This is a genomic window from Kumtagia sp., from assembly GCF_059502445.1.
This window is the reverse complement of sequence record NZ_JCACER010000101.1, coordinates 170228-194100: the sequence shown is the minus strand read 5'-3', so window position 1 is coordinate 194100 and position 23873 is coordinate 170228. Positions and strand designations below refer to the sequence as shown.

Genomic DNA, 23873 nt, shown 5'->3' with positions numbered 1-23873 from the left:
CGCGCCGGCGGCGCGGTCACTGGCGAACGGTGTGGTGGTGCGCGATCTACTGCGCGCGGCTGAGACTGGCCGGCAATGAGGATATGAAGTCGGTCAGCTGGTCGCCGAGGAGCTGGACGTGCTCGCTCGCCGCTTTGCGGGCGGCTTCGGGGTCGCCGGCGTCGATCGCGTCCATGATGCGCACATGCTCGCTGAGCGAGCTCAGCATCCGCCCCGGCTGGTAGGTGGCGCGCATGCGGTAGGCGCCGATGCGGCGGCGAAGCTGGATCGCCTGGTCGGCGATGAAGTGGGTGTGCGCGGCTTCGTAGAGCAGGTCGTGGAACTTCTGGTTGACCTTGTAGAAGGCGATTGGGTCGCCTGTCTCGTAGGCCTGGATCAGCTCCTCGTGGACCTGACGCATCGCCGCGCGCTCGGCGGGCGTGGCGCGGCGGGCGGCGAGGCGGGCGCAAAGGCCCTCGAGCGCCGACATGACGTCGAACATTTCGAGCAGCGCCGGGATGGAAAGCAGCGCCACATGGGTGCCCTGGCGGCCACGCGTCTCGATGAGACCAACCGCCAGAAGCGCCTTGATCGCCTCGCGCACCGGCGTGCGCGACAGGCCGAAGCGGCGGGCGAGCTCCATCTCGTCCAGCCGCTCGCCAGGCGCCAGGCGGCCGTCGAGGATCATCTGCTCGAGCTGCTCGCGCAATTCGCCCGACCGCGTCGGCGCGCGCGTCGGGGGCACAGACGCGGTCCTGGCGCTTGGCGAGCCGATTTCATCGGGGTCCACGGCGAGCACTCCTCTCGCATTGCTTGCGACGGTCAGATGGGACTTCAAGGGTGCCATTTATACTTTTCTTCCTGGCGTGCATGCAATCTCGGGATCACCGGCATAACAGCCTGTCGAGGCAGGTTGTCAGCTTTTCCACAATCATCGCGGGTGCCTCGATCATCGGGAAATGGCCGGACTCGTAACCGACGATTTCGGTCGCGGCGAAACAGTCCATTGGCTGGGGATCGGCGAGACGCGCCACCCATGTGGAGTTCAGCATCAGGGCGGGGCAGGAGACCAGCGGCCAGCGCTCCTCCGCGTCCCAGGCGAAGAGCCTGTCCTTGACGTCGAGCGCGAAATCCTCGGCCGCCGCCGCCACCATGTCGTCGGTGATCGCCCGCCGCGCCGCCTCCGGCGTTTGCGGATGCACGATGATGTCGATCATGGCGCGCATCCGCCCCGCATAATCGGCGGCAAATTCCGCGTGCCGCCGGGCGATCTCCGCATCGGGGACGCGGCCGTAATAGCCGCGGTCCGTCAGCGTATCCAGACCGATGAGTGCGCGGATCCGTTCCGGCGCGCGGATTGCCGCCTCCGTCATCACCGGCCCGCCCATCGAATGGCCAACGAGCACGGCGTTGTTCACGCCGAGATGGGCGAGCAGGCGGGCAACGGCGGCGCCCATGGCGCCGATCGTCTGCCCTTCGTCGGGTGGCGCCATCATGCCGCCGAAGCCGGGAAGGGTGACCGCGAGGACGCGGCGGTCGCGCGCCAGCGCAGGTGCGATCGGGGCCCAGATGTCGGCACTGCCGCACCAGCCATGGACCAGCACCAGCCAGCCGCCGGCACCGAGCGTGCGATAGCCGATCCTGCCGCCCATCGGGGCGTCGAGCGTTTCGAGCGGTGGGAAGGCGTCGTCGGTCATGCCTCACCCCTTGATGCCGCTGGTCGTCATGCCCTGCGTGAAATATTTCTGCAGGAGGAGAAAGAGCAGGATCAGCGGCAGCGTCGCGACCGTGGCGCCGGCGAAGGTCTCGCCCCAGTTCGGCAGTTGCGTCGGCGAGCCCTGCTGGGCGATCGCCACCTGGATGAGCTGCTTGGCGGGATCCTGGACGATCACCAGCGGCCACAGGAAGCTGTTCCAGGAAAACAGGAAGGTGATCAGCCCCAGCGTCAGCATCGGCACCTTCACGTTGGGCAGGATGATGGAGAAGAAGATGCGCACGTGGCCGGCGCCGTCGATGCGCGCGGCGTCCTCCAGCTCCGACGGCAGGTCCTCGAAGGCCTGCTTCAGCAGGAACAGGCCGAACGGGCTGGCGATCCACGGGATCATCACGCCGAGCAGCGTATTGGAAAGCCCGAGCCCGGAGACGACCTGGTAGAGCGGCACCATCAGCGCCTCAATCGGCAGCAGGAAGGTGAGCAGGATCAGCACGAAGACGATCTTGGCGCCGGGAAAGCGGACGCGCGTCAGCGAGTAGGCGGCCATCGCGCACAGCAGCAGCGTCAGCGCCACCTGCCCGCCGGCGACGATCGCCGTGTTGAGAAGCGCCGTCAGCACGTTGGTCCGCTCGAACAGCGTGCGGTAGTTCTCGACCGTTCCGCCCACCGGGAGAAAGGCCTTCCAGGAAAGCGGCGTTACGTCGTTGAAGAGCGTGAGCTGGTTCTTGAAGGACGACGCCACGATCCAGGCATAGGGCGCTAGGAAGCAGCAGAGGATGAGGAGGATGACGAGGGCGACGAAGAGGGCGCGCCGCAGGGGATGCGTCTTCATGTCAGTAGTTCCAGCGCGCGCGCAGCAGTGCCATCTGGATCATCGAGATGGCGAGCACCACGAGCAGCAGCACCACCGACAGCGCCGAAGCGTAGCCCGCCTGCTGCATGATGAAGGCGGTGTTGTAGATGTGGTAGACGACGAGGTTCGTGGCCTCCTGCGGGCCGCCCTGCGTCATCAGGAAGGCCGGCGCGAAGGCCTGCAGCGAGAACACCGTCATGATGACGACGACGAACAGCGTGGTGCGCGACAGGAGCGGGATCGTCACGTTCCACAGCACCTGACGCCGCGTCGCGCCGTCGATGCGCGCGGCTTCCGTCAACTCCGGCGGCAGGCCCTGGAGTCCGGCAAGGAACAGGATCGCGCCGAAGCCGACCTGCTGCCACAGCGTCATGACGACCAGCGCCGGCAGCGCCTGGCCCGTCGAGGTCAGGAAGGGCTGGTTGGCGATGCCGAGAAGGTTGAGCACGCCGTTGACGAGGCCGTTCGACGGATCGAGCAGGAACGACCACATGGTCGCCACCACCACGGCGGAGGTGACGACCGGCAGCATGATCATCGTGCGCACGAGGCCGCGCGCCGGCAGCTTCGAGTTCAGGAACAGCGCCAGCAGGAAGGCGATCGGGATCACGGTCAGCACGACGCCGAGCGCGAACAGGAAGGTGACGCCGAAGCTGACGGCGGCATCCTCGTATTCGATCATGTCGGCGAAGTTGCGCAGCCCGACGAACTTCGCCGCCGCCGGGTTGAGCAGGCTGTAGTCGTAGACGCTGTTCTTTGCCATCAGCACCAGCGGAACGTATTGGAAGATCAGCAGAAGGATCATGAACGGCGCGAGGAAGCCGGCTGCGAAGAGCCAGTCCCGCTTCTGCCTGCGCGTCGCCGGCTTGCGCGCCCTGGCTGCCGTGCGGGCCGAAGCCGCGGTGAGGGTGTTCGAGGTCGACATTCCTGCGTCCGTTCGTCGGAGCGAAATGCGATCAGGATCGATCGCCATTCCGCTCCATCTCGTTGTTTCGCCGCGTGCGAAAGCTGCTGCTTTCGGGCATCCCCTAGCGGTCGAGCATCCGCTGGACCTTCTTCTCGGCGTCGGCCATCAGCTCGGCCGGGTCGCCGCCGAAGGCCACGGCGCGCAGCGCGTCGGTGACGAGCTTGTCGTATTGGGCGAATTTCGGTCCCGGCGGCCGCGGCTGGCCCCATTCCTGAAGCTGGTCGACGAACACCTTCATCGGGTAGGCGCTGTAGACCTCGAAGCGCGGAAACAGGCTCTTCAGCGTCGGCAGGTTGCCGCGCTGGCTGACGTTCATGTAGGCATATTCGCCCCACGACATGTCGACGACGAACTTCGCGGCAACGTCCGCGTGCCGCGAGCGTGCGGCGACCCCGATCGTGGTCGAGCCGGTGTGGACGACGGGCGTCTTGAAGTGCGGGATCGGCGTGATGCCCCACTCGATCTTCGGATCTTTGAGAAGCGCGTTCCCGGCGGCCGGCGTGTCGATGTAGAAGCATGCCTTGCCGTCGAAGAAGGCGTTGGGGATGCCGACCTTCGGTGCGACGCCCTCGGAATTGAACAGCGAGCGGTAGAAGGTGAGCGCCTCCACGGCCTCCGGCGTGTTGAGGTAGCCTTCGACCGTCTTGCCGTCGGGCGACAGTGCCCAGAAGGTCTTGTAGGCGCTGCTCGACGGGTCTGCCTTCGGGTCGCCGGCCGAGCGCTGGAAGATCAGGTCCTGATAGACGAGGCCGGGCTGGCCGTTGCCGAAGCGCGTCGGCCCCAGGCCCCAGACGGTGGGAGAGCCGGCCGGGCCCTGCTGGCAGGCCTTGAAGGCTTCGAGCGCCTGCGGCCAGGTCCAGGAGTCCGCGAGCGTCTGCGGCGGCTTGACGCCGGCGGCTTCGACGAGCGTCTTGTTGTAGTACATGGCGACGGTGGTCTGCTCGATGCCGGGCGAATAGACCTCGCCCTCGTAGCTGTGCTCGGCCTTGGTGGCCGGCAGGATGTCCTCGTCCCAGCCCTGCGGGAGGTATTTGGTCAGCGGCAGCAGGATGCCGGACGCGGCATAGGACTGCGTGTTGGGCCCGTCATAGACGAGGATGTCCGGCGGATTGGAGCTCGCCGCCTGCACCGAGATGGTGTCGGCGAGCTGGGCGAAGGGAACCTCGTTGATCTCGAACTGGACGCACGGATTATCCTTCTGCCAGGCCTCCATCGGCGCGGGATAGGGATAGTTGCCGGGCGTGCGCAGGATCCTGAGCTTCACCGTATCGCCGGTGCAGGCCGCCGCCTCCTGCGCGTGCGCCACGCCGGCAGCGCCGAGCGCGGACGCCGCCAGAAGGCCGGCGCGGAGTAGATTGCGGGCATCCATAAGCTGTTCTCCTTGTTCCTCTGGTGACGTTCGTCGCCTGTGTTCAGTTCACCTTGCGGCCGCCCCTACAGGGCACGTCCGGTTGCCGGGTCGAAGATGGAGATCCGGGTGGACACGATGCTTATGCCCTGCCGTTCGCCTTCGCCCGCCGCGCGCTCGGGCGGCAGCATGGCCGAGCAGGCGACGCCGGCGAGCGTGAAATGGACCAGCGTCGTCGGCCCCAGCAATTCCGCCATGTCGACGACGACCGAAAACGAGGGATCAACGTCGGCCAGAAAGTGCTCCGGCCGTACGCCGATCTCCACGCTTTGCCCGACGCGCTCGGCAAGCGCCTCTGCCTTCGCAACGGGCGCGGGCACGATCGCCTCGCCCAGCTTCAGAGCGGGGCCGGCATCTGTCATGACGATTTCGGCGGGCAGGAAGTTCATTGTCGGGCTGCCGATGAAGCCGGCAACGAAGCGCGTCGCTGGGCGCTCGTACAGCTCCTGCGGCGTGCCCTGCTGCTCGATCCGGCCGCCATGCAGAATGACGACGCGGTCGGCGAGCGTCATCGCCTCCATCTGGTCGTGTGTGACGTAGACGGTCGTCGCCTTCAGCCGCTTGTGCAGCCTGCGGATTTCCGCCCGCATCTGCCCGCGCAGCTTGGCGTCGAGGTTGGACAGCGGCTCGTCGAACAGGAAGACGGCCGGGTCGCGGACCATGGCGCGGCCCATGGCCACACGCTGGCGCTGCCCGCCCGAAAGCTGCCTCGGCCGGCGATCGAGCAGGCCGGCGATGTCGAGCACCTCGGCTGCCTCCTCGACACGGCGGCGGATTTCCGGCCTGGCCATGCCCGCCAGCCTGAGGCCGAAGCTCATGTTCTGCGCGACGGTCATGTGCGGGTAGAGCGCGTAGTTCTGGAAGACCATGGCGATGTTGCGCTCGCGCGGTTCCAGCTCGTCGACCCGGCGCTCGCCGATCCAGATCTGCCCGTCGGAAAGCTCCTCCAGGCCGGCGATCATCCGCAGCATCGTCGATTTGCCGCAACCCGACGGTCCGACGAGCACGACGAACTCGCCGCTGCGGATATCGAGACTGAGATCCTCGATCGTAGTCGCACGGGCGTTTTCATAGGTCTTCCCCACATGCCTCAGGGATACGTCTGCCATGGGGTCTTTCCGAACGTCCTTATTAGCCGTGCGCGCGGCTCGTGGACCGACTTTGCGGGCAATTTGGTATTCATGCAATAGTGATCCGTATGCAAAAAAGGGAAACATGCAATACACGGCGGAAATGCCGAAAATGGAGGCGGATTGCTCATGTTTTGCTCTCAGCCGCCGGTCTGAATACGAGCAAGCCGATTAATTTAGGAACCTTGCGCAAAAATTCCCGTGGCTACGGCAAAAGGCCATGGACAAGGCGCAGAATTTACGTATGCAAGAAAAGGAAATATGTATTCAAAGGAGAATCCGGGTGCAACTCAATCTGGCTGGAAGGACGGCGCTGATCACCGGGGCCTCCCAGGGTATCGGTCACGCGATCGCCAGGGTGCTGGCGGCGGAAGGGTGCCATCTTCACCTTGCCGCGCGCAATCGCATGGCGATGGAGGCGCTGAAAGCGGAACTCGCCGCCTATCCGGTCGAGGTCACCGTCCATGAGGCCGATCTCGGAACGACCGAGGCCATGATCGCCCTCGACAGGGCCTGCGGTGACTACGATATCCTCATGAACAATGCCGGCGACATCCCGGCGGGCAGCATCGAGGACGTGACCGACGAGTCGATCCGCCGCGGCTTCGACCTCAAGGTCTTCGGCTACATCACGCTGTCGCGTGAATTCTGGAGGCGGCGCAAGGGCAAGGGCGGCGTCATCATCAACGTCATCGGTAATTCGGGCGAGAACTGGGACGCCGCCTATTTCGCCGGCTCGACCGGCAACGCCGCGCTGATGAGCTTCACCAAGGCGCTGGGCGGGCGCAGCATGGATGAGGGCATTCGCGTCGTCGGCGTCAATCCCGGCCCGGTCGATACGCCGCGCATGTTCAAGATCATGAAGCGCAAGGCGATCGACATGCTCGGCGACGAGTCGCGCTGGGAGGAGCTCTACGCCAAATATCCGGGCAAGCGTCCGGCGACGGCCGAAGAGGTGGCCGACCTCTGCGCCTTCCTCGCCTCGCCCAGGGCCGGCTACATCAGCGGCACGGTCGTGACCATCGATGGCGGCATCGCCGCGCGTGGTTCGGTGATCTGACCGTCATGGCCGACGCACGCACCCGCAACCGCTATTTCGACGACCTGTTCTCGACGCCCGACCTGGCGTGGATGGGCCAAAACACCAATCACGTGCCCGCGCATCCGGCGGTCGTGGAGGCGATGGTCCGCTCGATCGAGGCCGGCGAGTTCAACGCCTATGCGCCGCCGATGGGGTTCGAGGCGCTGCGCGACGCCATCGTCGCCGATCTCGGCGTCCCCTCCGGCGAGGCGCTCGTCACCGAGGGCGGCGTCAATGCGCTCGCCATGATCTGCAAGGCGCGCGCGAAGCCGGGTACGACGCTGGTGACGACCGACCCTACCTGGAAATGGCCGTGCCTGTTCGCCGAGCAGGCCGGCGCCGAGGTGATCCAGATTCCGATCTACGATCCCGCGACGAACTTCAAGCTGACGCCGCAGGCGCTGCGCGCTGCCGTCGACGAGCGCTGCGCCATCATCTACATCGTCGATCCCAACAATCCGCTCGGCATCCGCTACGAACGGGCGGAGATCGAGGCCTTCGCCGACATCGCCCGCTCAGTCGGCGCGCTGATGATCCACGACTGCACTTACCGCGACTTCGCCGACGGCCACACGCCGGTGCTCCAGGTGGCGCCGGAAGGCACCGTCGTGTCGCTCAGCTTCTCCAAGTGGCTCGGCCTCGCCGGCATGCGCATCGGCGCGCTGGTCGCCGAACCGGCGCTGGTCGACGAATTCTCCGTGGCTTCCACCTCGGTGCTCGGGGCATCCGTGGTCGCCCAGCGCGCCGCCATGGCCGGCCTTTCGGTCAAGGCGGAATGGATGCAGGAGGTGCGCCGCCTCGACCGCGCCAACAAGGAGATCGTCATCGAGGCGGCGAGAGCGGCCGGGCTGTCGGTGCCGATTCCGGTGTCGCACGGCAATTTCCTGGTGCTCGAAACGGCCGCCACCGGCGTCTCACCGGAGGCGATCGTCGAGGCCGCGCGCCGCGAAGGCGTGATGATCCGGCAGGGCCGCTACCATACAGCCGCCTTCGGCGACCGCTTCATCAAGGTCTCGACCTCGGTGCCGGCGGCCTGGGCCGAACGCTTCTGCGAAGGCCTGCCGCGCTATATCGAGACCGCGCGCACGCTCAACGACGTGCCGACCCTCTTCTAGGTCGGTACGGACACGGCAACGGACTGCTAAGAGGCTCCGCATGTACGCGACCGCGAGCGACGGGACGAAGCTCTATTACGAGACGGCGGGGGAGAGCGGCACGCCCATCCTCTTCGTCCACGAGTTCGGTGGCAACTACGACGCCTGGGAGCCGCAGATGAGCTTCTTCGCGCGCCGCCACCGCTGCATCACCTACGCGGCACGCGGCTACGTGCCGTCGGACATCCCCGCCGACGTGGAGAAATACTCGCAGGCGATCGCAGCGAGCGACGCGCTCGCCGTGCTTGATGCGCTCGGCATCGGCAAGGCGCATGTCGTCGGCCTGTCGATGGGCGGCTTCGCGACGCTGCATTTCGGCCTGCGCTTTCCAGAGCGGGCGCTGTCGCTCACGGTCGCCGGCGCCGGCTACGGCACCGAGCGGGAAACGGCCGACTATTTCCGCAACACCTCGCTCAAGGTGGCGGAGAATTTCGAGAAGGATCCGGTCGGCTTTTCGAAGATCTACGCGCTCGGGGCGAGCCGCGTGCAGTTCCAGAACAAGGACCCGCGCGGCTGGGCCGCCTTTGCCGCGCGGCTGTCGCGCCATTCGCCGATGGGCGCGGCCAATACGATGCGCGGCGTCCAGTGCCGCCGCCCGTCCTTCTGGGACCTGGAGGACGAGCTGAAGCGCATGACGGTGCCGACGCTGGTGATGACCGGCGACGAGGACGACCACTGCCTGCAGCCGTCGATCTACCTCAAGAAGACGCTGCCTGCCGCCGGCCTCGCCATCCTGCCGAAGACCGGGCACACGCTGAACCTCGAGGAGCCGGCGATGTTCAACGCGCTCGTCGCTGACTTCATCGCTCAAGTCGAGCAGGGTGCCTGGAAACCGCGCGACCCGCGCGCCGATCCTGGCCAGGTCATGCGGACGGAGTGACTGCATGGCGCTGCCGAGGATTTCCGCCGACCGGCTCTGGCAGCGCTTGATGGCGCTCGGCGAGGACGGCGCGCTGCCTGGCGGCGGCGTCAACCGCCAGGCGCTATCTGCGGAGGAAATCCTAGCCTGGCGCCGGCTGATCGACTGGGGCGCGGGAGCCGGTCTCAAACCCTCGACCGATTTCGCCGGAAACCTCTTCCTGACCCTGGAAGGCTCCGCTCCCCAGCTGGCGCCCGTCGTCGCCGGCAGTCACATCGACAGCCAGCCGACGGGCGGTCTCTTTGACGGGGCCTTCGGCACGCTCGCCGCCCTCGAGGCCGCGACCGCCATTGCCGAGGCCGGCCTCACGCCCGAACGGTCGATCGTCGTCGTCGCCTGGATGAACGAGGAGGGGAGCCGCTTCGCCCCGGGCATGATGGGTTCCGAACTGTTTGCTGGCCTGCGCCCCCCCGAAGAGGTGATGGCCGTGCGCGACGTGGAAGGCGTGAGCGTCGGCGAGGCGCTGAAGGCGGTTCACGACGCCTTTCCGCGGATCGCGCGCCGGCCGACCGGCTTCCCGGTCCACGCCTATGTCGAGCCGCATATCGAGCAGGCCGACAGGCTCGAAAGCGAAGGCGCCGTGATCGGCGTCGTCTCGGGCATCCAGGGCAAGAAGACCTACGAGATCACCCTTGCCGGCCGCGAGGCGCACGCCGGCACGGAGCCGATGGCGCGCCGGCAGGATGCGGTGAGGGCATTCGCCGGGATCGCGGCGCGCATGCATGAAACGATGGCCGGCGATCCGTCGGTGAAGTTCACCATCGGTCGCGTCGTGGTCGAGCCGAACGCACCTTCCGTAGTGCCGGCCAGGGTGACGTTCCGCATCGATCTGCGCCATCCCGACAATGCGGCGCTCGAGGCTTTCGGCGCCCGCATCGAGGAGATCGCGAAAGCCGGCGCGGGGGCCTGCGGCGTCGATATCCGCCGGCTCGTCGACGCGCCGTCGAACGGCTTCGATACGGGCCTGCGCATGGCGATCCGGGCGTCGGCCGACCGGCACGGCCTCGCCAGGCTCGACCTGCTGTCCGCCGCCGGCCACGATGCGCGGCAGATGGCGTCGCTGACGCGCGCAGCGATGATCTTCATTCCCTGCCGTGGCGGCATCAGCCATCATCCGGGCGAATGGGCCGAGCCCGCCCATGTCGCAGCCGGCGCCACGGTTCTTCTCGACCTCCTGATGGCTGAGGCGGGCGTTTCGTCGAAACAAGGAGATGAAAGATGAGCACAGCCGAAGACATGGCGGAAATGCCGGTCCAACTGCCGCGCGAGCCCGCCAATGCGGCGCAGGCGCGCAGCCGCTACTTCAACTCCGGCAACGCCTTCAACATCAAGCTTCCTCCGGTGCCCGGCCATATCTTCGTGGACGAGCCGGCAGCGGCGCTGAAGATGGAGAAGACCGGCTTCATCGACTGCGACCAGTCGGCGAGCATGCAGTGCGCCTTCCCGGCCACGACGCCGCTGATGCTGGCGCGCTACGCCGTCGTAAAGGCAGGCGAGACGCTCGATACGACGCTCTCGAACACGGCGTCGATCTGGTACGTCATCGAGGGCAGTGCCGATCTTTCGATCGGCGAGGAGAAGGCCGCGCTCGGCAAGGGCGACGTCTTCCTCCTGCCGGGCGGCACAGCCTCGTCGATCTCCGCGCGGCAGGACAGCGTTTTGTGGGCCGTCGGCAATGACCCGCAGCTGAAATTCGACGCCTCGGTCCCGGTGACCGGCGCCGAGGCCGCGGTGCAGTTCGTGCACTATCCGGCCGGCGAGATCGCGCACCAGCTCGACGTCGTCTACAACCGCAACGCCAATGCCGACACCTCGGGCCACGCGTTGATCTTCTCCGCCGAGAAGACTGTGGCCGCACGCAACATCACGCCGACGATGACGCTGTCGCTCAACACGCTGAAGCCCAGAAGCGAGCAGCCGCCGCACAAGCACAATTCGGCGGCCATCACGCTGGTCGTCGCCGGCGAACCGGCCTATTCCATGGTGGCCGAGCAGAAATGCGACTGGTCGCCCTGGGCGACGCTGGTCACGCCGCCGGCGGCCAAGCACAGCCATCACAACCACGGCAGCACGCGTGCCGAATTCCTGATCGTGCAGGACGGCGGCTTCTATTATCACGCCCGCACCATGGGCTTCGAGTTCTACTGATGCGCCTGATCATCGACACGGATACGGCCGGCGACGACACCTATTCGCTGCTCTTGGCGATGCGCACGCCCGGCTCGACGCTGGAGGCGGTGACGATCTGCGTCGGCAACGTGCCGTTCGACCAGCAGGTGGAAAACGCTCTGGCGACGATCGAGGCGGCGGGCTTTTCCGGAAGGGTGCCCGTCTATTGCGGGGCGCGGCGGCCCATGGTCAAGCCGTGGGAAGCCTCGACCATGCACGGCAACGACGGCATGAGCGGCGCTAACCTGCCGATCGCCCGCCAGCGCCCGGAAAGCCAGCACGCGGTCGATGCGATCATCGATCGCGTCATGGCGGAGCCCGGCAAGATCGACATCCTGGCGCAGGCGCCGCTCACCAACATAGCGCTCGCCGTGATGAAGGAACCGCGCATCGCCAAGGCCGTGCGCCATCTCTGGATCATGGGCGGCACCGACAATTCCGTCGGCAACATCACGCCCTGCGCGGAGTACAATTTCTTCATCGATCCGGAAGCGGCGAGGATCGTCTTCGAGGCAGGCTTCGACATCACGCTGTCGACCTGGACGCTGACGCTGAAATCCAGCGTGTTCGAGACGGACCAGCTCGACGAGATATTCGCGATGAAAACGCCGCTGTCGGAATTCTACCGCAAGGTGTCCGCCGTGCCGCGGCAGATGGCGCAGGCGCGCTACGGCCGGCCGATGAGCACGCATCCGGACTCGCTCACCTGTGCCTGCGCGCTCGACCCCACCCTCATCGAGGCGTCGCGGCAGGCGGTGGTGCGCATCGAAACGGCCGGGGAGATCACGCGCGGTTTTTCGGCGATCCACCCGCCGGTGCTCGGCAACCGCTGGCCGGACTACAAGGTCAATGCGCGGGTCATCGAGCGGGCCTCCAACGGCGGCTTCTTCCGCATGATGAAGCAGGCACTCGCATAGGAGCGTCTCCCGCAGAGACCGGCGCTGCATCCGCGCCGGCCCTTTCGTTAGAGAAAGGGTGGATGGTTTTGCCGGCTCGGCGGTTTCGAATGCCGAGGGCATGCCTCAAAATCGGTCATACGATGCACAAGAAATGACGCTTTCTGCACGCAGAAAATCGTGTAACGTATGCAGAAAATTCACATCAGCATTCAAATGGTGTGGGCGTCGTCTTTCAGCGGTTTGAGGAGGCCGATGTGACGCTAGCGATGAGCAGGAGGGGTCATTTCCCGCCAGTCATGGCGACAGAGCGCTGCTTGGCACGCGGCTTGCCTGTATCCTCAGTGACGAAAACTGCATACGTGAGGATAGTCAGCATGGCGGAGGCAACGTGACGCTGGTTGAAGGATATTTCCATGGCGCCCACGCCGACGCCGGCGGACTGGCCAACGGCCGCGCGCCCACGAGGGGCAAGGTCGTGCCGGGCGCCGTCCCGGGGCAGGATGCGGCCGACGAGCGGCCTCTCATCGAGTTGCGGCAAATCTCCAAGACCTTCGGCACGGTCAAGGCGCTGCAGGATCTGGAGGTTTCGATCCGGCCGGGCGAGCTGGTCACGGTCGTTGGGCCGTCCGGCTGCGGCAAGAGCACGCTCTTCAACATTCTCGCCGGCCTGGAGGAGCCCGATCCGGGCAACATCCTGCGGCTGAAGGGTGTTAGCTCGACGGCCTCCGACCTGCTCGGCAAGGTCTCTTTCATGCCGCAGCGCGACCTGCTGCTGCCGTGGCGCAACGTCATCGACAATGCGATCCTGGCACTCGAGGTCGAGGGCATGCCGCGCGCCGAGGCGCGCAAGCTGGCGATGGACATGCTGCCGGAATTCGGCCTTGCCGGCTTCGAGGCGCAATATCCCAACCAGCTTTCGGGCGGCATGCGCCAGCGCGTCGCGCTGATGCGCACCTTCCTGTTCAAGCGCGACCTGATGCTGCTCGACGAACCGTTCGGCGCGCTCGACGCGCTGACGCGCACGATGATGCAGCGCTGGCTGCTCGACGTCTGGCAGAAGCACAAGCGCACGGTGCTGTTCATCACCCACGACGTCGACGAGGCGATCTTCCTCGGCGACCGGGTGCTGGTGATGACCGCACGCCCCGGCCGCATCAAGCTGGAGCAGGCCGTCGACCTGCCGCGCCCGCGCAAGGCCGACATCGTGACCTCCCCCGAATTCATCGCCCTGAAGAAGACCCTGCTCGAGGCGATCGAGGAGGAAAGCATGAAATCCTTCCAGGTCGCCGGCCGCTGACAGAGACGAGGAACCGACGATGAACGACCACTATTCCGGCCGCCCCGCCCACATCCCCGAAGGCGAATGGAAGGCGCGCGTCGATCTCGCCGCCTGCTATCGCATGGTGGCGCGGCTCGGCATGGACGATCTGATCTACAACCACATCTCCATGCGGCTGCCAGGCCACGAGGACCAGTTCCTGCTGAACCCCTACGGCTTCCTGTTCGAGGAGATCACCGCCTCCAGCCTGGTCCGCATCGACATCGCCGGCAACAAGCTCGACGACACGCCCCATACCGCCAACAAGGCGGCCTTCGTCATCCACGGGGCGATCCACAAGTCGAGCCACGACGCGGTCTGCGTGCTTCACACCCATTCCGACGCGAGCGTCGCCGTCTCCTGCCAGGAGGAGGGGTTGCTGCCGCTCAGCCAGTTCGCCATGCGCTTCTACAAGCGCCAGGCCTTCCACGACTACGAAGGCGTGGCGATCGATCTCGACGAGCAGGAGCGGATCATTCGCCACCTCGGCGACAACCGGGTGATGCTCATGCGCAACCACGGCATCCTGACGGTCGGCCGCACGCCCGGCGAAGCCTTCATGCTGCTCTATTATTTCGAGCGCGCCGCGCGCATCCAGCTCGACCTCCAGGCCGCTGCCGCATCCGGCGCCAGGCTTATCGTGCCGCCGCACGATGTCTGCGAAAAGGCGGCGCGCCAGTTCTGGGAGAACAAGGGCGACATCCTCATCGCCGGCGAGCGCGAGTGGCCGGCCTTCCTGCGGCGGCTCGACAGGGAAGGCGCGGACTACCGGCAATAGTTCCGGGCGGAGGACGACGACAACGACGAAAAACCAACAGAGAGGGTTCCATGTTCAAACGACGCACGTTCCTCGTGGCCTTCGCGGCCGCCTCTATCGGTCTTCAAGCGCCGGTCCCCGCCGTCGCGCAGGATATGGTCGATGCCAGCCTGCGCCTGAAATGGCTTACACAGGCGCAGTTCGCCGGCTTCTACGTCGCGCTGGAAAAGGGCTACTACAAGGACGAGGGCATCAACCTCACCATCAATCCCGGTGGGCCGAACCTGCTCACCGAGAACCTGGTGGCGACCGGCGCCGACACGTTCGGCCTTTCGGGCGGCACGGACAGCGTGTTCGCGGCGCGCGACAAGGGCCTGCCGGTCGTCTGCATCGGCGTCGCGCACCAGGTCACGCCGTTCGTCTTCGTCTCCCACAAGGACGGCCCGGTCCAGTCGGTCGCCGACTTCAAGGGCAGGACGGCCACCACCTGGTTCACCGGCGCCAACCACGTGCTGTCGGCGATGCTCTCCAAGGTGGGCGTCAGCCCGTCCGACGTGGACATCCAGCCGCAGCAGGTCTCTGTCACGCCGTTCGTCGACAAGCAGGTCGATGTCGTGACGGCGACGCGCCACAACGAACTCTATGTCATCAACGAGCGTGTCGGGAAGGACAACCTGAACCTGTTCGTGCCGGAAGACAGCGGCGTCTCCTTCCCGCGCGACACGCTGATCGTCTCGGAGAAGACGGCGGCCGAGCAGCCCGAGCTGGTCGAGAAGTTCCTGCGCGCCAGCGTCAAGGGCTGGAAGGAGGCCTTCGCCAATGAAAGCGAGGCGGTCGACATCATCATGAAGATCTCGCCGACGCTCGACCGCGCCCAGCAGGAGTTCATGCTGAAGGAGGTCAGGACGCTGATGACCGCCGGCAAGGGCTCGACCGACGGGCTCTTCGCCATCGACAAGGCGGCGGTCGGTTCCGCCAACGACCTGCTCGTCGAATACGGCGTGATCTCGAAGCCGGTCGATCTCGATGCCGCCTTCAATGCCACCTTCATCGAGAGCATCCCCGTCGAGGAAAGGCGCCTGTGAGCGGCTCAGCCACTGTGGCCGCCAACCTGTCCGTCGCATCGACGGGCAGGATCGGCGCGGTTCTCAAGCCGCTCGTCTGGCTGGTGGTCGCTATCGTCCTCGTCGAGGCGGCCGTCGTGGTTTTCGGCATCCGCTCCTACTACCTGCCGCGGCCGAGTGTGATCGCCTCGACGATCATGGCGACGCCTAGCGCCTATCTCGCCGGACTCTGGCGCACCTTCCTGGAAACGGCGCTCGGCTTTGTCGCCGGCAGCCTGTTCGGCGTCGTCATGGCCGTCGTCTTCCATCGCTGGGTGCTGCTGCGGGAGATGTTCTTTCCGCTCTTCGTCGTCTCGCAGACCATTCCCGTCATCGCCTTCGGCGCCGTCGTCGTTCTGTGGTTCGGCAACACGCTGCTCGCCAAGGCCGTGATCTCCTTCTACATCAGCTTCCTGCCGGTGACCGTGAACACGCTGCTCGGCTTTTCCGCCGTCGATCCCCGCCAGGTGCAGCTCATGCGCAGCTTCGGCGCCGACGATGCGCAGATCCTGCGCAGGCTCTATCTGCCCGCCGCGCTGCCGCAGCTCTTCGTGGCGCTGAAGCTCGCTTCCTCGCTCGCCCTCGTCGGCGCGATCGTCGGCGAGTGGTTCGGCGACACCACCGGCCTCGGCGTCCTTCTCCTCCAGGCCATGTACAATGAGAACGTCGCCGGCATCTGGGCAACCATCGTCGTCTCCGCCTGCCTCGGCATGGGGCTCTACGGCGTCGTCGCCTTTGCAGAGCGCAGGATCGTCTTCTGGGGAGGCGAGCAATGACTGCTTCCATTTCCTCCGACAGCGCCAGGCAGATTTCCCGCGGCATCGGCGGCGCGCTGCTGGTCGCCGTCGTCTGGGAGCTTTGCGCGCGCGGCCTCGACCTGCCGGCCTATGTGCTGCCGGCGATCAGCAGCATCCTCGCGGGACTTGCCAACGATGCCGGGTCGCTGCTTGCGGCTGCCCGCTTCACCGCGACCGAGTCCCTGGCGGGCTATGCCATCGGCTGCCTTGCCGGCATGGCGGCGGCGGTGCTGGTCACGATGGTTCCGAGCGCCCGAAGCGTGGTCGTGCCGCTCGCCACCGCCATCAATTCGGTTCCCGTCGTCGCCTATTCGCCGCTGGTGCTGCTGTGGTTCGGGATCGGCATGGCCTCGAAGGTCGTGATGGTGGCGATCGCCGTCAGCTTTACGATCTTCCTCAGCACGATCGCCGGCCTCGACCGCGTCGATCGCAAGTCGGTCGACCTCCTGCGTTCCTTCGGCGCAGGCCGGCTCGCGGTGCTGTGGCGGCTGCGCCTGCCGACGGCGCTGCCGCTCATCATCGCCGGCATGCGCGTCTCCACCGTGCGCAGCGTCATCGTAGCCATCGTTACGGAGATGCTCGGCGCCTATGGCGGGCTCGGCTGGGTGATCTACCAGGCGGTGCTGCAGGTCGATTTCGTGAAGGTCTGGGCCGCCATCATCGTGGCGTCGGCCATCAGCCTCGCCTTCTTCGGCGCCATCAGTTTCGTCGAGCGCCGCTACGTCTTCTGGAGATAGCATAGCATGACACGCAAGATGCATTTCGGCCTCTTCCTGCTCGGTACCGGCAGCCATGTCGCCGGCTGGCGCGTGCCCGGCGCGATGGACAGTTTCCAGGACATCGGAATGATCCGGCAGATCGCGGTCGAGGCTGAGCGTGGCCTGTTCGATCTCATCTTCGTGGGCGACAACCTCAATGCCGACCCGGCCGCCCACCCCTCCTACACCGCCCGGCTGGAGCCGCTGACGCTGCTTTCGGCCATTGCCGGCGCGACGCAGCATATCGGGCTCGGCGCGACCGTCTCGACAACCTATTGCGACCCATTCACCGTCGCCAGGGTCTTCGCCTCGCTCGATCACCTGAGCGGCGGGCGTGCCGCGTGGAACGCGGTGACGACGGCCAATCCGGCGGCGGCGGCGAATTTCGGCACGGTCCATCCCGACCATTCGAAGCGCTACGAGATCGCCGAGGAGTTCTTGACCGTGGTGCGCGGCCTGTGGGACTGCTGGGCCGACGACGCGATCGTCGCCGACCGCGAGACAGCCATCTACATCGATCCCGCCAGGGTGCGCGCGCTCGATCACGAGGGCACGCATTTCAAGGTCAAGGGACCGCTCAACATAGGCCGCTCGCCGCAGGGCCAGCCGGTCATCCTGCAGGCGGGCGGCTCGGGCCCCGGCCAGGAGCTCGCGGCAAAATCGGCCGACGTCGTGTTCTCCGTCACGCAGGATCTCGACGAAGCCCGCGCCTTCTACCGTTCGGTGAAGGACAGGCTCGCGAAATACGGCCGCAGTGAGGAGTCCATGGTCGTGCTGCCCGGCGTAATGCCGATCGTCGGGCGCACCGAGCGCGAGGCGCATGACAAACTCGCCGAGCTCCAGGGCTTCATCAGCGAGACCAACGCGTTGGCGCTCATGAGCGACCGCTTCGGCGTCGACATGAGCGTCTACGATCTCGACGGACCGATCCCGGACGACCTCGTGCCCTCCGACAACTACCACGCATTCGCCAGGGTCATGCTCGACAAGGCGAAGCGCGAGAACATGCGGCTGCGCGACGTCTACAACCTCATGGCGGCGGCGCGCGGCCACTGGGTCCTGTGCGGCACGCCGGACTATGTGGCCGACACGCTAGAGACCTGGTTCACGACGCGGGCTGCCGACGGCTTCAACGTCATGCCGTCGCACTTCCCGGCGGGCCTCACCGATTTCGTCGACCTCGTCGTACCGATCCTGCAGGAGCGCGAACTGTACCGCACGCAATACGAGGGTACGACGCTGCGCGACCGCATGGGCCTGGAACGTCCGGCCCGCATCTGAGGAGGGCCAACGTGGGCATCATGACACATCGCTTCCAGACGGTGGAGAGCGCGGACTACCGAAACGGCATGGCCCGGTTGGCAGCAGCGGTAAACATCGTCACGACACGCACGGCAGACGGTCGCTTCGGCTTCACGGCTTCGGCCGTATGCAGCGTGAGCGATGCGCCGGCCACCTTGCTCGCCTGCATCAATCGGACGAGCTCCTGCTTCCCGGCCTTCGATCGCGCCCGCTTCTTCAGCGTCAACACGCTTGCCCCCTCGCATGAGGCCCTGTCCGATCTGTTCGGCGGCAAGACCTCCATGACCGAGCGCTTCTCGTCAGGGCGTTGGGTGGAGGGCAGGACCGGCGTTCCCGTGCTCGAGGACGCCTTGGTGAGCTTCGAATGCGAGCTTGCCAACGCGTTCGACGAAGGCACGCATCGCGTCCTGTTCGGCCGGGTGATCGATCTTCGCAGCAGCGACCAGGAAGCTGCCTTGCTCTATTACTCTCGCCGGTATGTGGCCTGGAACAACAGCTAATTCACCCGCCGCGGAAGATACCGGCTGTTTTGAAGCAAAAAGCGCTCAAATTCAGCCGAAGTTCGGCTGCTTGTTGACCTTATCGCATGGTTCTTGTCTGAAGCCTGTAGATTTTCGGGCTGCATCGCGGCGCTGATGGCCGCCACAAAACCGTCGTCCGAGCTGCGGACATCGTCGCTGTTGTCGATTTCGATCCGGTCCGGGGATGCAGCTCCGGGCTTGACGGTCCGGGCTAGCTGTGAGCTTTCAGCCACAGCGAGCGCCATTTGTCTGGCCGGAATTGAAAGCGTCTTCTCGCCAAGGTGGGCCAGCACAACAAACTGTGCAGGTTCCGACACCTCCATCGGAAGGCAGATCAGTTCGGTCCCATCGGAGCTGAAGTCGGGCCTCGGTCGTACGCACGAAAGCCCTACGCCCCAGCCGTTGGCGACCAGCCCCCTTTGCATCTCGAAACTCGGTGCCATCTGTATGTTCCGCAGCGTCGCTCCGTGCTTTCGGAACAGGCTCTCGAAATACTCTCGGGTGATTGGAAAATCCTCGATCACCACCCTGTCGGAGGAGAGATCACGCAGGTTGACCTGGGTCGACATGGCAAGCGGATGATCGCGTGGGAGCAACACGTATGGTGGCAGGCGGTCGATGACGGTTCTGGCAATACCGTGCGACTTTAGTTCGATGTCGTATGTGATGGCGAGGTCACATCTCCCGTCGAGAATCTGGGCGCGGACCTCTGCCAGATCGCCTTCGCTGAGCCGGTACGAAATATTTGGTGCGCTCTTTGCAAAATTGGTGAGCATCTTTGGAAGATAAATCGATCCGAGATCCCTGAAGCAAGCGATTGCGATCTCCCCAGCTAAGACGCTGTCGTGCTCGCCCCTCGCAATACGGTATCCATCAGCCAGGATGGTCTTTGCCTGTGTCAGCAGGCGCCGCCCGCCCGGTGTAATGGCAAGCCCCTGTCCGGCTTGTCGCTTGAAGAGGGTACGCCCCAAAGCGATCTCAAGCTCAGAAATCGCGACGGACACCGAGGGCTGGGAGACATTGCAGGCAGTCGCTGCAGCGGTGACGCTGCCGTGGCCGGCGACTGCGACAAAGTACTCGAGCTGACGGAATGTGTACGGTATAGGCATTGGCTATGATTGATTATCCAGATTTAATTACAGCCTAATGTTCCAATTGCCTATCCCTCAGGTTGGCCAATAGACAGTGAGGAGATCAGCATGCAGGAACAAAGCAGCCGTGTCATTGCCGAAGCGACGAAACGGGCGAAATCCCGACTTTCGCAAGCCGACATCGATGCCTACCGACGGGATGGAGCAATCTGCGTCAGAGGGTTGCTCAGTCCAGACGAAGTTGAATTGTGCCGGCAGGGAATAGCAGAAAACATGGCCAATCCCAGTCCGAGGGCGAGTGTCGCCAGCCGTCCGGACGACCCGGGCTATTTCATCGAGGATTTCTGCAACTGGCAGGATATTCCCGCATACCGAGACTTCATCTTCAATTCGGCCGCGGGCGCCGTGGCCGGGCTGCTGATGGGCGCTGAAACGGTGCGGCTCTATCACGATCATCTGTTGGTGAAGGAGCCCAACACACGCGCCAAGACGCCCTGGCACCAGGACCAGCCCTATTACAACATCGACGGGCTGCAGAACTGCAGCATGTGGGCGCCCATGGACCCGGTGTCGCGCGCCGCAACCCTGGAATTCGTCGCCGGCACGCACAAGGGGCCTTGGCTAATGCCGCGCTCGTTCATGTCAAGCGAGGCGAAATGGTTCCCGGAAGGGACGTTGTCGGACCTCCCCGACATCGAGGCCGACCGATCTGCATTTAATATCCTCGGCTGGGAGCTGGAGCCAGGTGACGTGGTGTTCTTCCACATGCTGACGCTGCACGCGGCCGCCGGCGTCGGCAGCGGCCGCCGGCGGGTACTCTCGGTTCGCTTCCTTGGCGACGACATCACTCATGCCCCGCGCAAATGGCGGACGTCACCACCGTTTCCCGGCCTTGACGACGAGCTAAAGCCCGGCGCGCCGATGGATCACCCGCTATTTCCAGTTCTCTGGGAGCGCACTGCGGCCAGCGTGGCGGCTTGGACGTCCGTACTATAAGGTTTGTGCATAATGCCATAACCGCGGATGCATTGTGTTTGCAGGCCCAGGTGCAGCGTATTGATGGGGTCGGTACCAGCGACCTCATCAAGGCTTGATGGATGCGAAGCGCTGGGCGCGGCGCATCCATTCCAGAGAGGCTGAACCCATGAATCTCGTGAGAACATTTATAGCCGGAGCTCTAACTTCGTTGATTTCAGCTGGTCTGCAATCCACGGCGAGCGCCGAGACGCTCGTGGTCTGTACGCCGCGCAGCGTGCAGAACCTGAACGCTGCCCAGCAATGGGTTACCCCCAGCGTCGACGTAATGAACGCCATGCACAATCGCCTGGTGGAAATCGAGCGCGGTGGAACAAAGCTGGTGCCGGGGCTGGCGACGTCGTGGGAGATTTCGGAAGATGGCCTGATCTACACCTTCCACTTGCGAAAAGGGGTGAAGTGGCACAGCAATCCGCTGTTCACCCCGACGCGTGACTTCAATGCCGACGACGTGATCTTCACGATCGATCGCTACCGGGACCCCAACCATTTCTTCCATGGCGTTGGCGTGGGAAGCCAGTATTTTGACTATACAAAGATAGACAAGAACATCGTCGAGATGAAGAAAGTCGACGACTACACCCTGCAGATCACGCTTGCCAAACCGACCGCGGTCTTTCTCGAACAGATGGCGTCGGAGTCGGTGTCGATCCAAAGCGCCCAGTATGGCGAAGCGATGAAGGATGCGGGCACACCGGACCAAGTGGATCTGCAGCCCATTGGTACGGGGCCGTTCCGGTTTGTCGCCTTCCAGAAGGAGGTCATGACCCGTTTCGCCAAGTTCGACGATTACTGGGCGATCAAGGAGGGCGACGCTTCTCGCGGGGCTCTTGTCGACGACCTCGTGGTTGTCGTCACGCCCGATCCGACCGTGCGACTTGCTCAGGTCAAAGCAGGCGAATGTAACATCCTGATCGACCCATCCGCCGCGGATGTCCTGGACCTTGTGAGCACCCCTGTGGAAGGGCTGGCGCTCGCCACCGTGCCGGGTACGTCCACCGGACTCCTCTACTACCCGCTGCTCCCGTTCAGTGGTGCCGATCAGCGCGTCCCGATGGGCGACATGAAGGTGCGTCAGGCGTTTGCCCATGCAATCGACAAACAGGCGATTATCGAGGCCGTGTTTGGCGGTGCGACGGGAACAGTGGCGACTTCATTCGTACCTCCGCCAATCCCGGGCTTCGTCGAACTGGAGCCTTATTCGCGCGACGTCGAGAAGGCCAAGCAGTTGCTCGCCGAAGCGGGTTATCCGGACGGCTTCACTATAGAGCTTTGGCTCGCTCCACTGAACCGCAGCTACATGCCGAATTCTCAGCGCGCCGCCGAACTCGTCCAGGCAGACCTCGCCGAGGTCGGCGTGAAGGTGAATATCATCGCGATGGACATGGCGGAGCTTCGACAGAAGCGGCGTGACGCCAAATATGCGTACATGGCATTCAGCGGCCTGAACATGGACTACCCCCACGCCAATGCTGCCGTCGACGGCATGTTCAGTTGCGGGGGCTGGTCGACCGTTTGCGACGAAGAGATCGAGCGCCTTTATCAGGCGGGCAAAGTCGAGCTTGATAAAGAAAAATCGGCCGACATCTACGCTCACCTGCAGAAACGCTTTCGCGAGGTTCTTCCGGTTCTCCCGCTGGCAAATCCAATCGAGTTCCAGGTGGTGAGTTCGAACGTCCAAAACTATAAGATTCACACGCTGGGCGGCCAGGCCTTCTGGGGCGTTTCAATCAAACCATGACGTGATCGCACCTCCCACGCCACACGTCGGCAACATCGAGGCGGCCAAGGCCGCCTCGATGTGTCAAGGCAGTTGTCGGCAACGATCTGACAATTCCGTAGCGGCGAGGGAACCGGCGCTACCGCTTAAGCCACCGCCTGGAGGTTCTAGATTGTGTTGAGGTACTTAGCGGGCAGAGCCGCCGTGGCGTTTTTCACACTGCTCGGCGTGTCGCTGGCAACCTTCTTTCTCATTCGCCTCATACCCGGCGATCCCATCCTCCTGCTGATGCCCGCAGAGCGAGAGATCTCGGAGGAGCGGTATCAACAGCTCATCATACAGTTTGGCTTCGATCGCCCGCTCTGGGAGCAGTATTTTCGCTACATCGCAGGCCTTTTCAGCGGCGACCTCGGGATTTCCGCGTTTACCCGTCAGCCCGTGCTGAGCGAGTTTATGAGCCACTTCCCGGCAACCATCGAGCTGGCTCTGACAGCGACATGCTTTGGGCTCCTTCTCGGCGTGCCTGCCGGAATGATCGCTGCGCTTGCCAGGGGGACTGCGATCGACCTCGGCCTGATGAGTGCGGCGCTCGTCGGGTTCTCGATGCCGGTGTTCTGGTGGGGCATGATCCTCATCACTTTTTTTTCAGGCTATCTCGGCTGGACCCCGGTTTCGGGCCGCATATCCGTCTTGTACTTTCCGACACCCACCACCGGCTTCATGCTTGCCGATACCCTCCTCGGGGGCGACTTGAGGGCGTTCTGGTCGGCGCTGAACCATCTCATCCTCCCCACTGTGACCTTGGGGATCATTCCGCTAGCCATCTTTGCGCGGCAGACGCGGTCCGCCATGGCGGAGGTTCTGAACGAAGACTACGTGCGGACGGCGCGGGCGAAAGGCCTGAGCGAGTTTCGGGTGGTTGTCGTTCATGCTTTGCGCAACGCGCTCATCCCCGTTACGACGGTCGTCGGTCTGACGATGGGTGGGCTGCTGGCCGGCGCGATCCTGACGGAGACGGTGTTTGCCTGGCCGGGCATCGGTACGTGGATCGTTAAGGCGATCCTCAGCCGCGACTATCAGGTCATCCAGGGCGGAATACTGCTGATCGCGCTCGTCCTGATCCTGGTCAACTTCGCGGTCGACGTCCTCTATGGCGTTCTCGACCCTCGGATTCGCGCGGGAGGTGCCTCATGACGGC

Annotated in this window: 23 protein-coding genes; 16 read left to right on the top strand and 7 right to left on the bottom strand. The window is 64.7% G+C overall.

Going from position 1 to position 23873, the window contains the following annotated elements; genetic code table 11:
* Positions 1–46: 46 nt before the first annotated feature.
* The 6 genes from AC5JDC_RS26910 to AC5JDC_RS26885 form a co-directional block, all read right to left on the bottom strand.
* Entirely contained in the window at positions 47–769 is a 723-nt protein-coding gene (locus AC5JDC_RS26910) for a GntR family transcriptional regulator (RefSeq protein ID WP_245428594.1), read from the bottom strand.
* A gap of 94 nt (positions 770–863) precedes the next feature.
* On the bottom strand, positions 864–1676 hold the full coding sequence (locus AC5JDC_RS26905; RefSeq protein WP_495846262.1) for an alpha/beta fold hydrolase: 813 nt from the start codon (positions 1674–1676) through the stop codon (positions 864–866).
* Between the two features lie 3 nt (positions 1677–1679).
* Positions 1680–2525 (bottom strand): carbohydrate ABC transporter permease, encoded by an 846-nt coding sequence (locus tag AC5JDC_RS26900; protein ID WP_495846260.1) that lies wholly within the window; start codon positions 2523–2525, stop codon positions 1680–1682.
* A gap of 1 nt (position 2526) precedes the next feature.
* The gene (locus AC5JDC_RS26895) at positions 2527–3471 is read right to left on the bottom strand and encodes a carbohydrate ABC transporter permease (protein ID WP_495846258.1); all 945 of its coding nucleotides are present in this window, start codon (positions 3469–3471) and stop codon (positions 2527–2529) included.
* A 103-nt stretch (positions 3472–3574) separates the two neighbouring features.
* A complete protein-coding gene (locus tag AC5JDC_RS26890; protein ID WP_495846256.1) occupies positions 3575–4882 on the bottom strand; it encodes an extracellular solute-binding protein in 1308 nt (435 codons plus the stop codon).
* A 65-nt stretch (positions 4883–4947) separates the two neighbouring features.
* The gene (locus AC5JDC_RS26885) at positions 4948–6030 is read right to left on the bottom strand and encodes an ABC transporter ATP-binding protein (protein ID WP_495846254.1); all 1083 of its coding nucleotides are present in this window, start codon (positions 6028–6030) and stop codon (positions 4948–4950) included.
* A gap of 304 nt (positions 6031–6334) precedes the next feature.
* Here AC5JDC_RS26885 and AC5JDC_RS26880 point away from each other — a divergent pair, with 304 nt between their 5' ends.
* From AC5JDC_RS26880 to AC5JDC_RS26820, 13 genes are all read left to right on the top strand, one after another.
* A complete protein-coding gene (locus AC5JDC_RS26880; protein WP_495846252.1) occupies positions 6335–7111 on the top strand; it encodes an SDR family oxidoreductase in 777 nt (258 codons plus the stop codon).
* Between the two features lie 5 nt (positions 7112–7116).
* Positions 7117–8247, top strand: a complete 1131-nt coding sequence (locus AC5JDC_RS26875; protein WP_495846250.1) for a pyridoxal phosphate-dependent aminotransferase — start codon at positions 7117–7119, stop codon at positions 8245–8247.
* A gap of 40 nt (positions 8248–8287) precedes the next feature.
* Complete coding sequence (locus AC5JDC_RS26870) at positions 8288–9166, top strand: alpha/beta fold hydrolase (protein ID WP_495846248.1); 879 nt, start codon at positions 8288–8290, stop codon at positions 9164–9166.
* 4 nt (positions 9167–9170) lie between these two features.
* The gene (locus AC5JDC_RS26865) at positions 9171–10427 is read left to right on the top strand and encodes a hydantoinase/carbamoylase family amidase (RefSeq protein ID WP_495846246.1); all 1257 of its coding nucleotides are present in this window, start codon (positions 9171–9173) and stop codon (positions 10425–10427) included.
* Positions 10424–11353, top strand: a complete 930-nt coding sequence (locus AC5JDC_RS26860; protein WP_495846244.1) for a cupin domain-containing protein — start codon at positions 10424–10426, stop codon at positions 11351–11353. Before AC5JDC_RS26865 ends, AC5JDC_RS26860 begins: the two co-directional genes overlap by 4 nt.
* Entirely contained in the window at positions 11353–12291 is a 939-nt protein-coding gene (locus AC5JDC_RS26855; protein WP_495846242.1) for a nucleoside hydrolase, read from the top strand. Before AC5JDC_RS26860 ends, AC5JDC_RS26855 begins: the two co-directional genes overlap by 1 nt.
* A 511-nt stretch (positions 12292–12802) precedes the next feature.
* On the top strand, positions 12803–13570 hold the full coding sequence (locus AC5JDC_RS26850) for an ABC transporter ATP-binding protein (RefSeq protein ID WP_495846418.1): 768 nt from the start codon (positions 12803–12805) through the stop codon (positions 13568–13570).
* A 19-nt stretch (positions 13571–13589) separates the two neighbouring features.
* Positions 13590–14369, top strand: a complete 780-nt coding sequence (locus tag AC5JDC_RS26845) for a class II aldolase/adducin family protein (RefSeq protein ID WP_495846240.1) — start codon at positions 13590–13592, stop codon at positions 14367–14369.
* A gap of 50 nt (positions 14370–14419) precedes the next feature.
* The gene (locus AC5JDC_RS26840; RefSeq protein ID WP_495846238.1) at positions 14420–15433 is read left to right on the top strand and encodes an ABC transporter substrate-binding protein; all 1014 of its coding nucleotides are present in this window, start codon (positions 14420–14422) and stop codon (positions 15431–15433) included.
* Entirely contained in the window at positions 15430–16227 is a 798-nt protein-coding gene (locus tag AC5JDC_RS26835) for an ABC transporter permease (protein ID WP_495846236.1), read from the top strand. The genes AC5JDC_RS26840 and AC5JDC_RS26835 overlap by 4 nt, the downstream gene beginning before the upstream one ends.
* The gene (locus AC5JDC_RS26830; RefSeq protein WP_106774877.1) at positions 16224–16985 is read left to right on the top strand and encodes an ABC transporter permease; all 762 of its coding nucleotides are present in this window, start codon (positions 16224–16226) and stop codon (positions 16983–16985) included. The genes AC5JDC_RS26835 and AC5JDC_RS26830 overlap by 4 nt, the downstream gene beginning before the upstream one ends.
* 6 nt (positions 16986–16991) lie before the next feature.
* Positions 16992–18287, top strand: coding sequence for an LLM class flavin-dependent oxidoreductase (locus tag AC5JDC_RS26825; protein ID WP_495846234.1), 1296 nt, complete (start codon positions 16992–16994; stop codon positions 18285–18287).
* A gap of 20 nt (positions 18288–18307) precedes the next feature.
* Complete coding sequence (locus AC5JDC_RS26820) at positions 18308–18808, top strand: flavin reductase family protein (RefSeq protein ID WP_106774921.1); 501 nt, start codon at positions 18308–18310, stop codon at positions 18806–18808.
* On the opposite strand, the gene AC5JDC_RS26815 is transcribed toward AC5JDC_RS26820, so the two are convergent.
* On the bottom strand, positions 18805–19938 hold the full coding sequence (locus AC5JDC_RS26815; protein ID WP_495846232.1) for a LysR family transcriptional regulator: 1134 nt from the start codon (positions 19936–19938) through the stop codon (positions 18805–18807). The two genes, AC5JDC_RS26820 and AC5JDC_RS26815, sit on opposite strands and share 4 nt — an antisense overlap.
* 90 nt (positions 19939–20028) lie before the next feature.
* Between AC5JDC_RS26815 and AC5JDC_RS26810 the strand changes: the two genes are divergently transcribed.
* From AC5JDC_RS26810 to AC5JDC_RS26800, 3 genes are all read left to right on the top strand, one after another.
* The gene (locus AC5JDC_RS26810; protein ID WP_495846230.1) at positions 20029–20916 is read left to right on the top strand and encodes a phytanoyl-CoA dioxygenase family protein; all 888 of its coding nucleotides are present in this window, start codon (positions 20029–20031) and stop codon (positions 20914–20916) included.
* 97 nt (positions 20917–21013) lie between these two features.
* A complete protein-coding gene (locus AC5JDC_RS26805; RefSeq protein ID WP_495846228.1) occupies positions 21014–22696 on the top strand; it encodes an ABC transporter substrate-binding protein in 1683 nt (560 codons plus the stop codon).
* A gap of 153 nt (positions 22697–22849) precedes the next feature.
* On the top strand, positions 22850–23869 hold the full coding sequence (locus AC5JDC_RS26800) for an ABC transporter permease (RefSeq protein ID WP_495846226.1): 1020 nt from the start codon (positions 22850–22852) through the stop codon (positions 23867–23869).
* Positions 23870–23873: the final 4 nt, after the last annotated feature.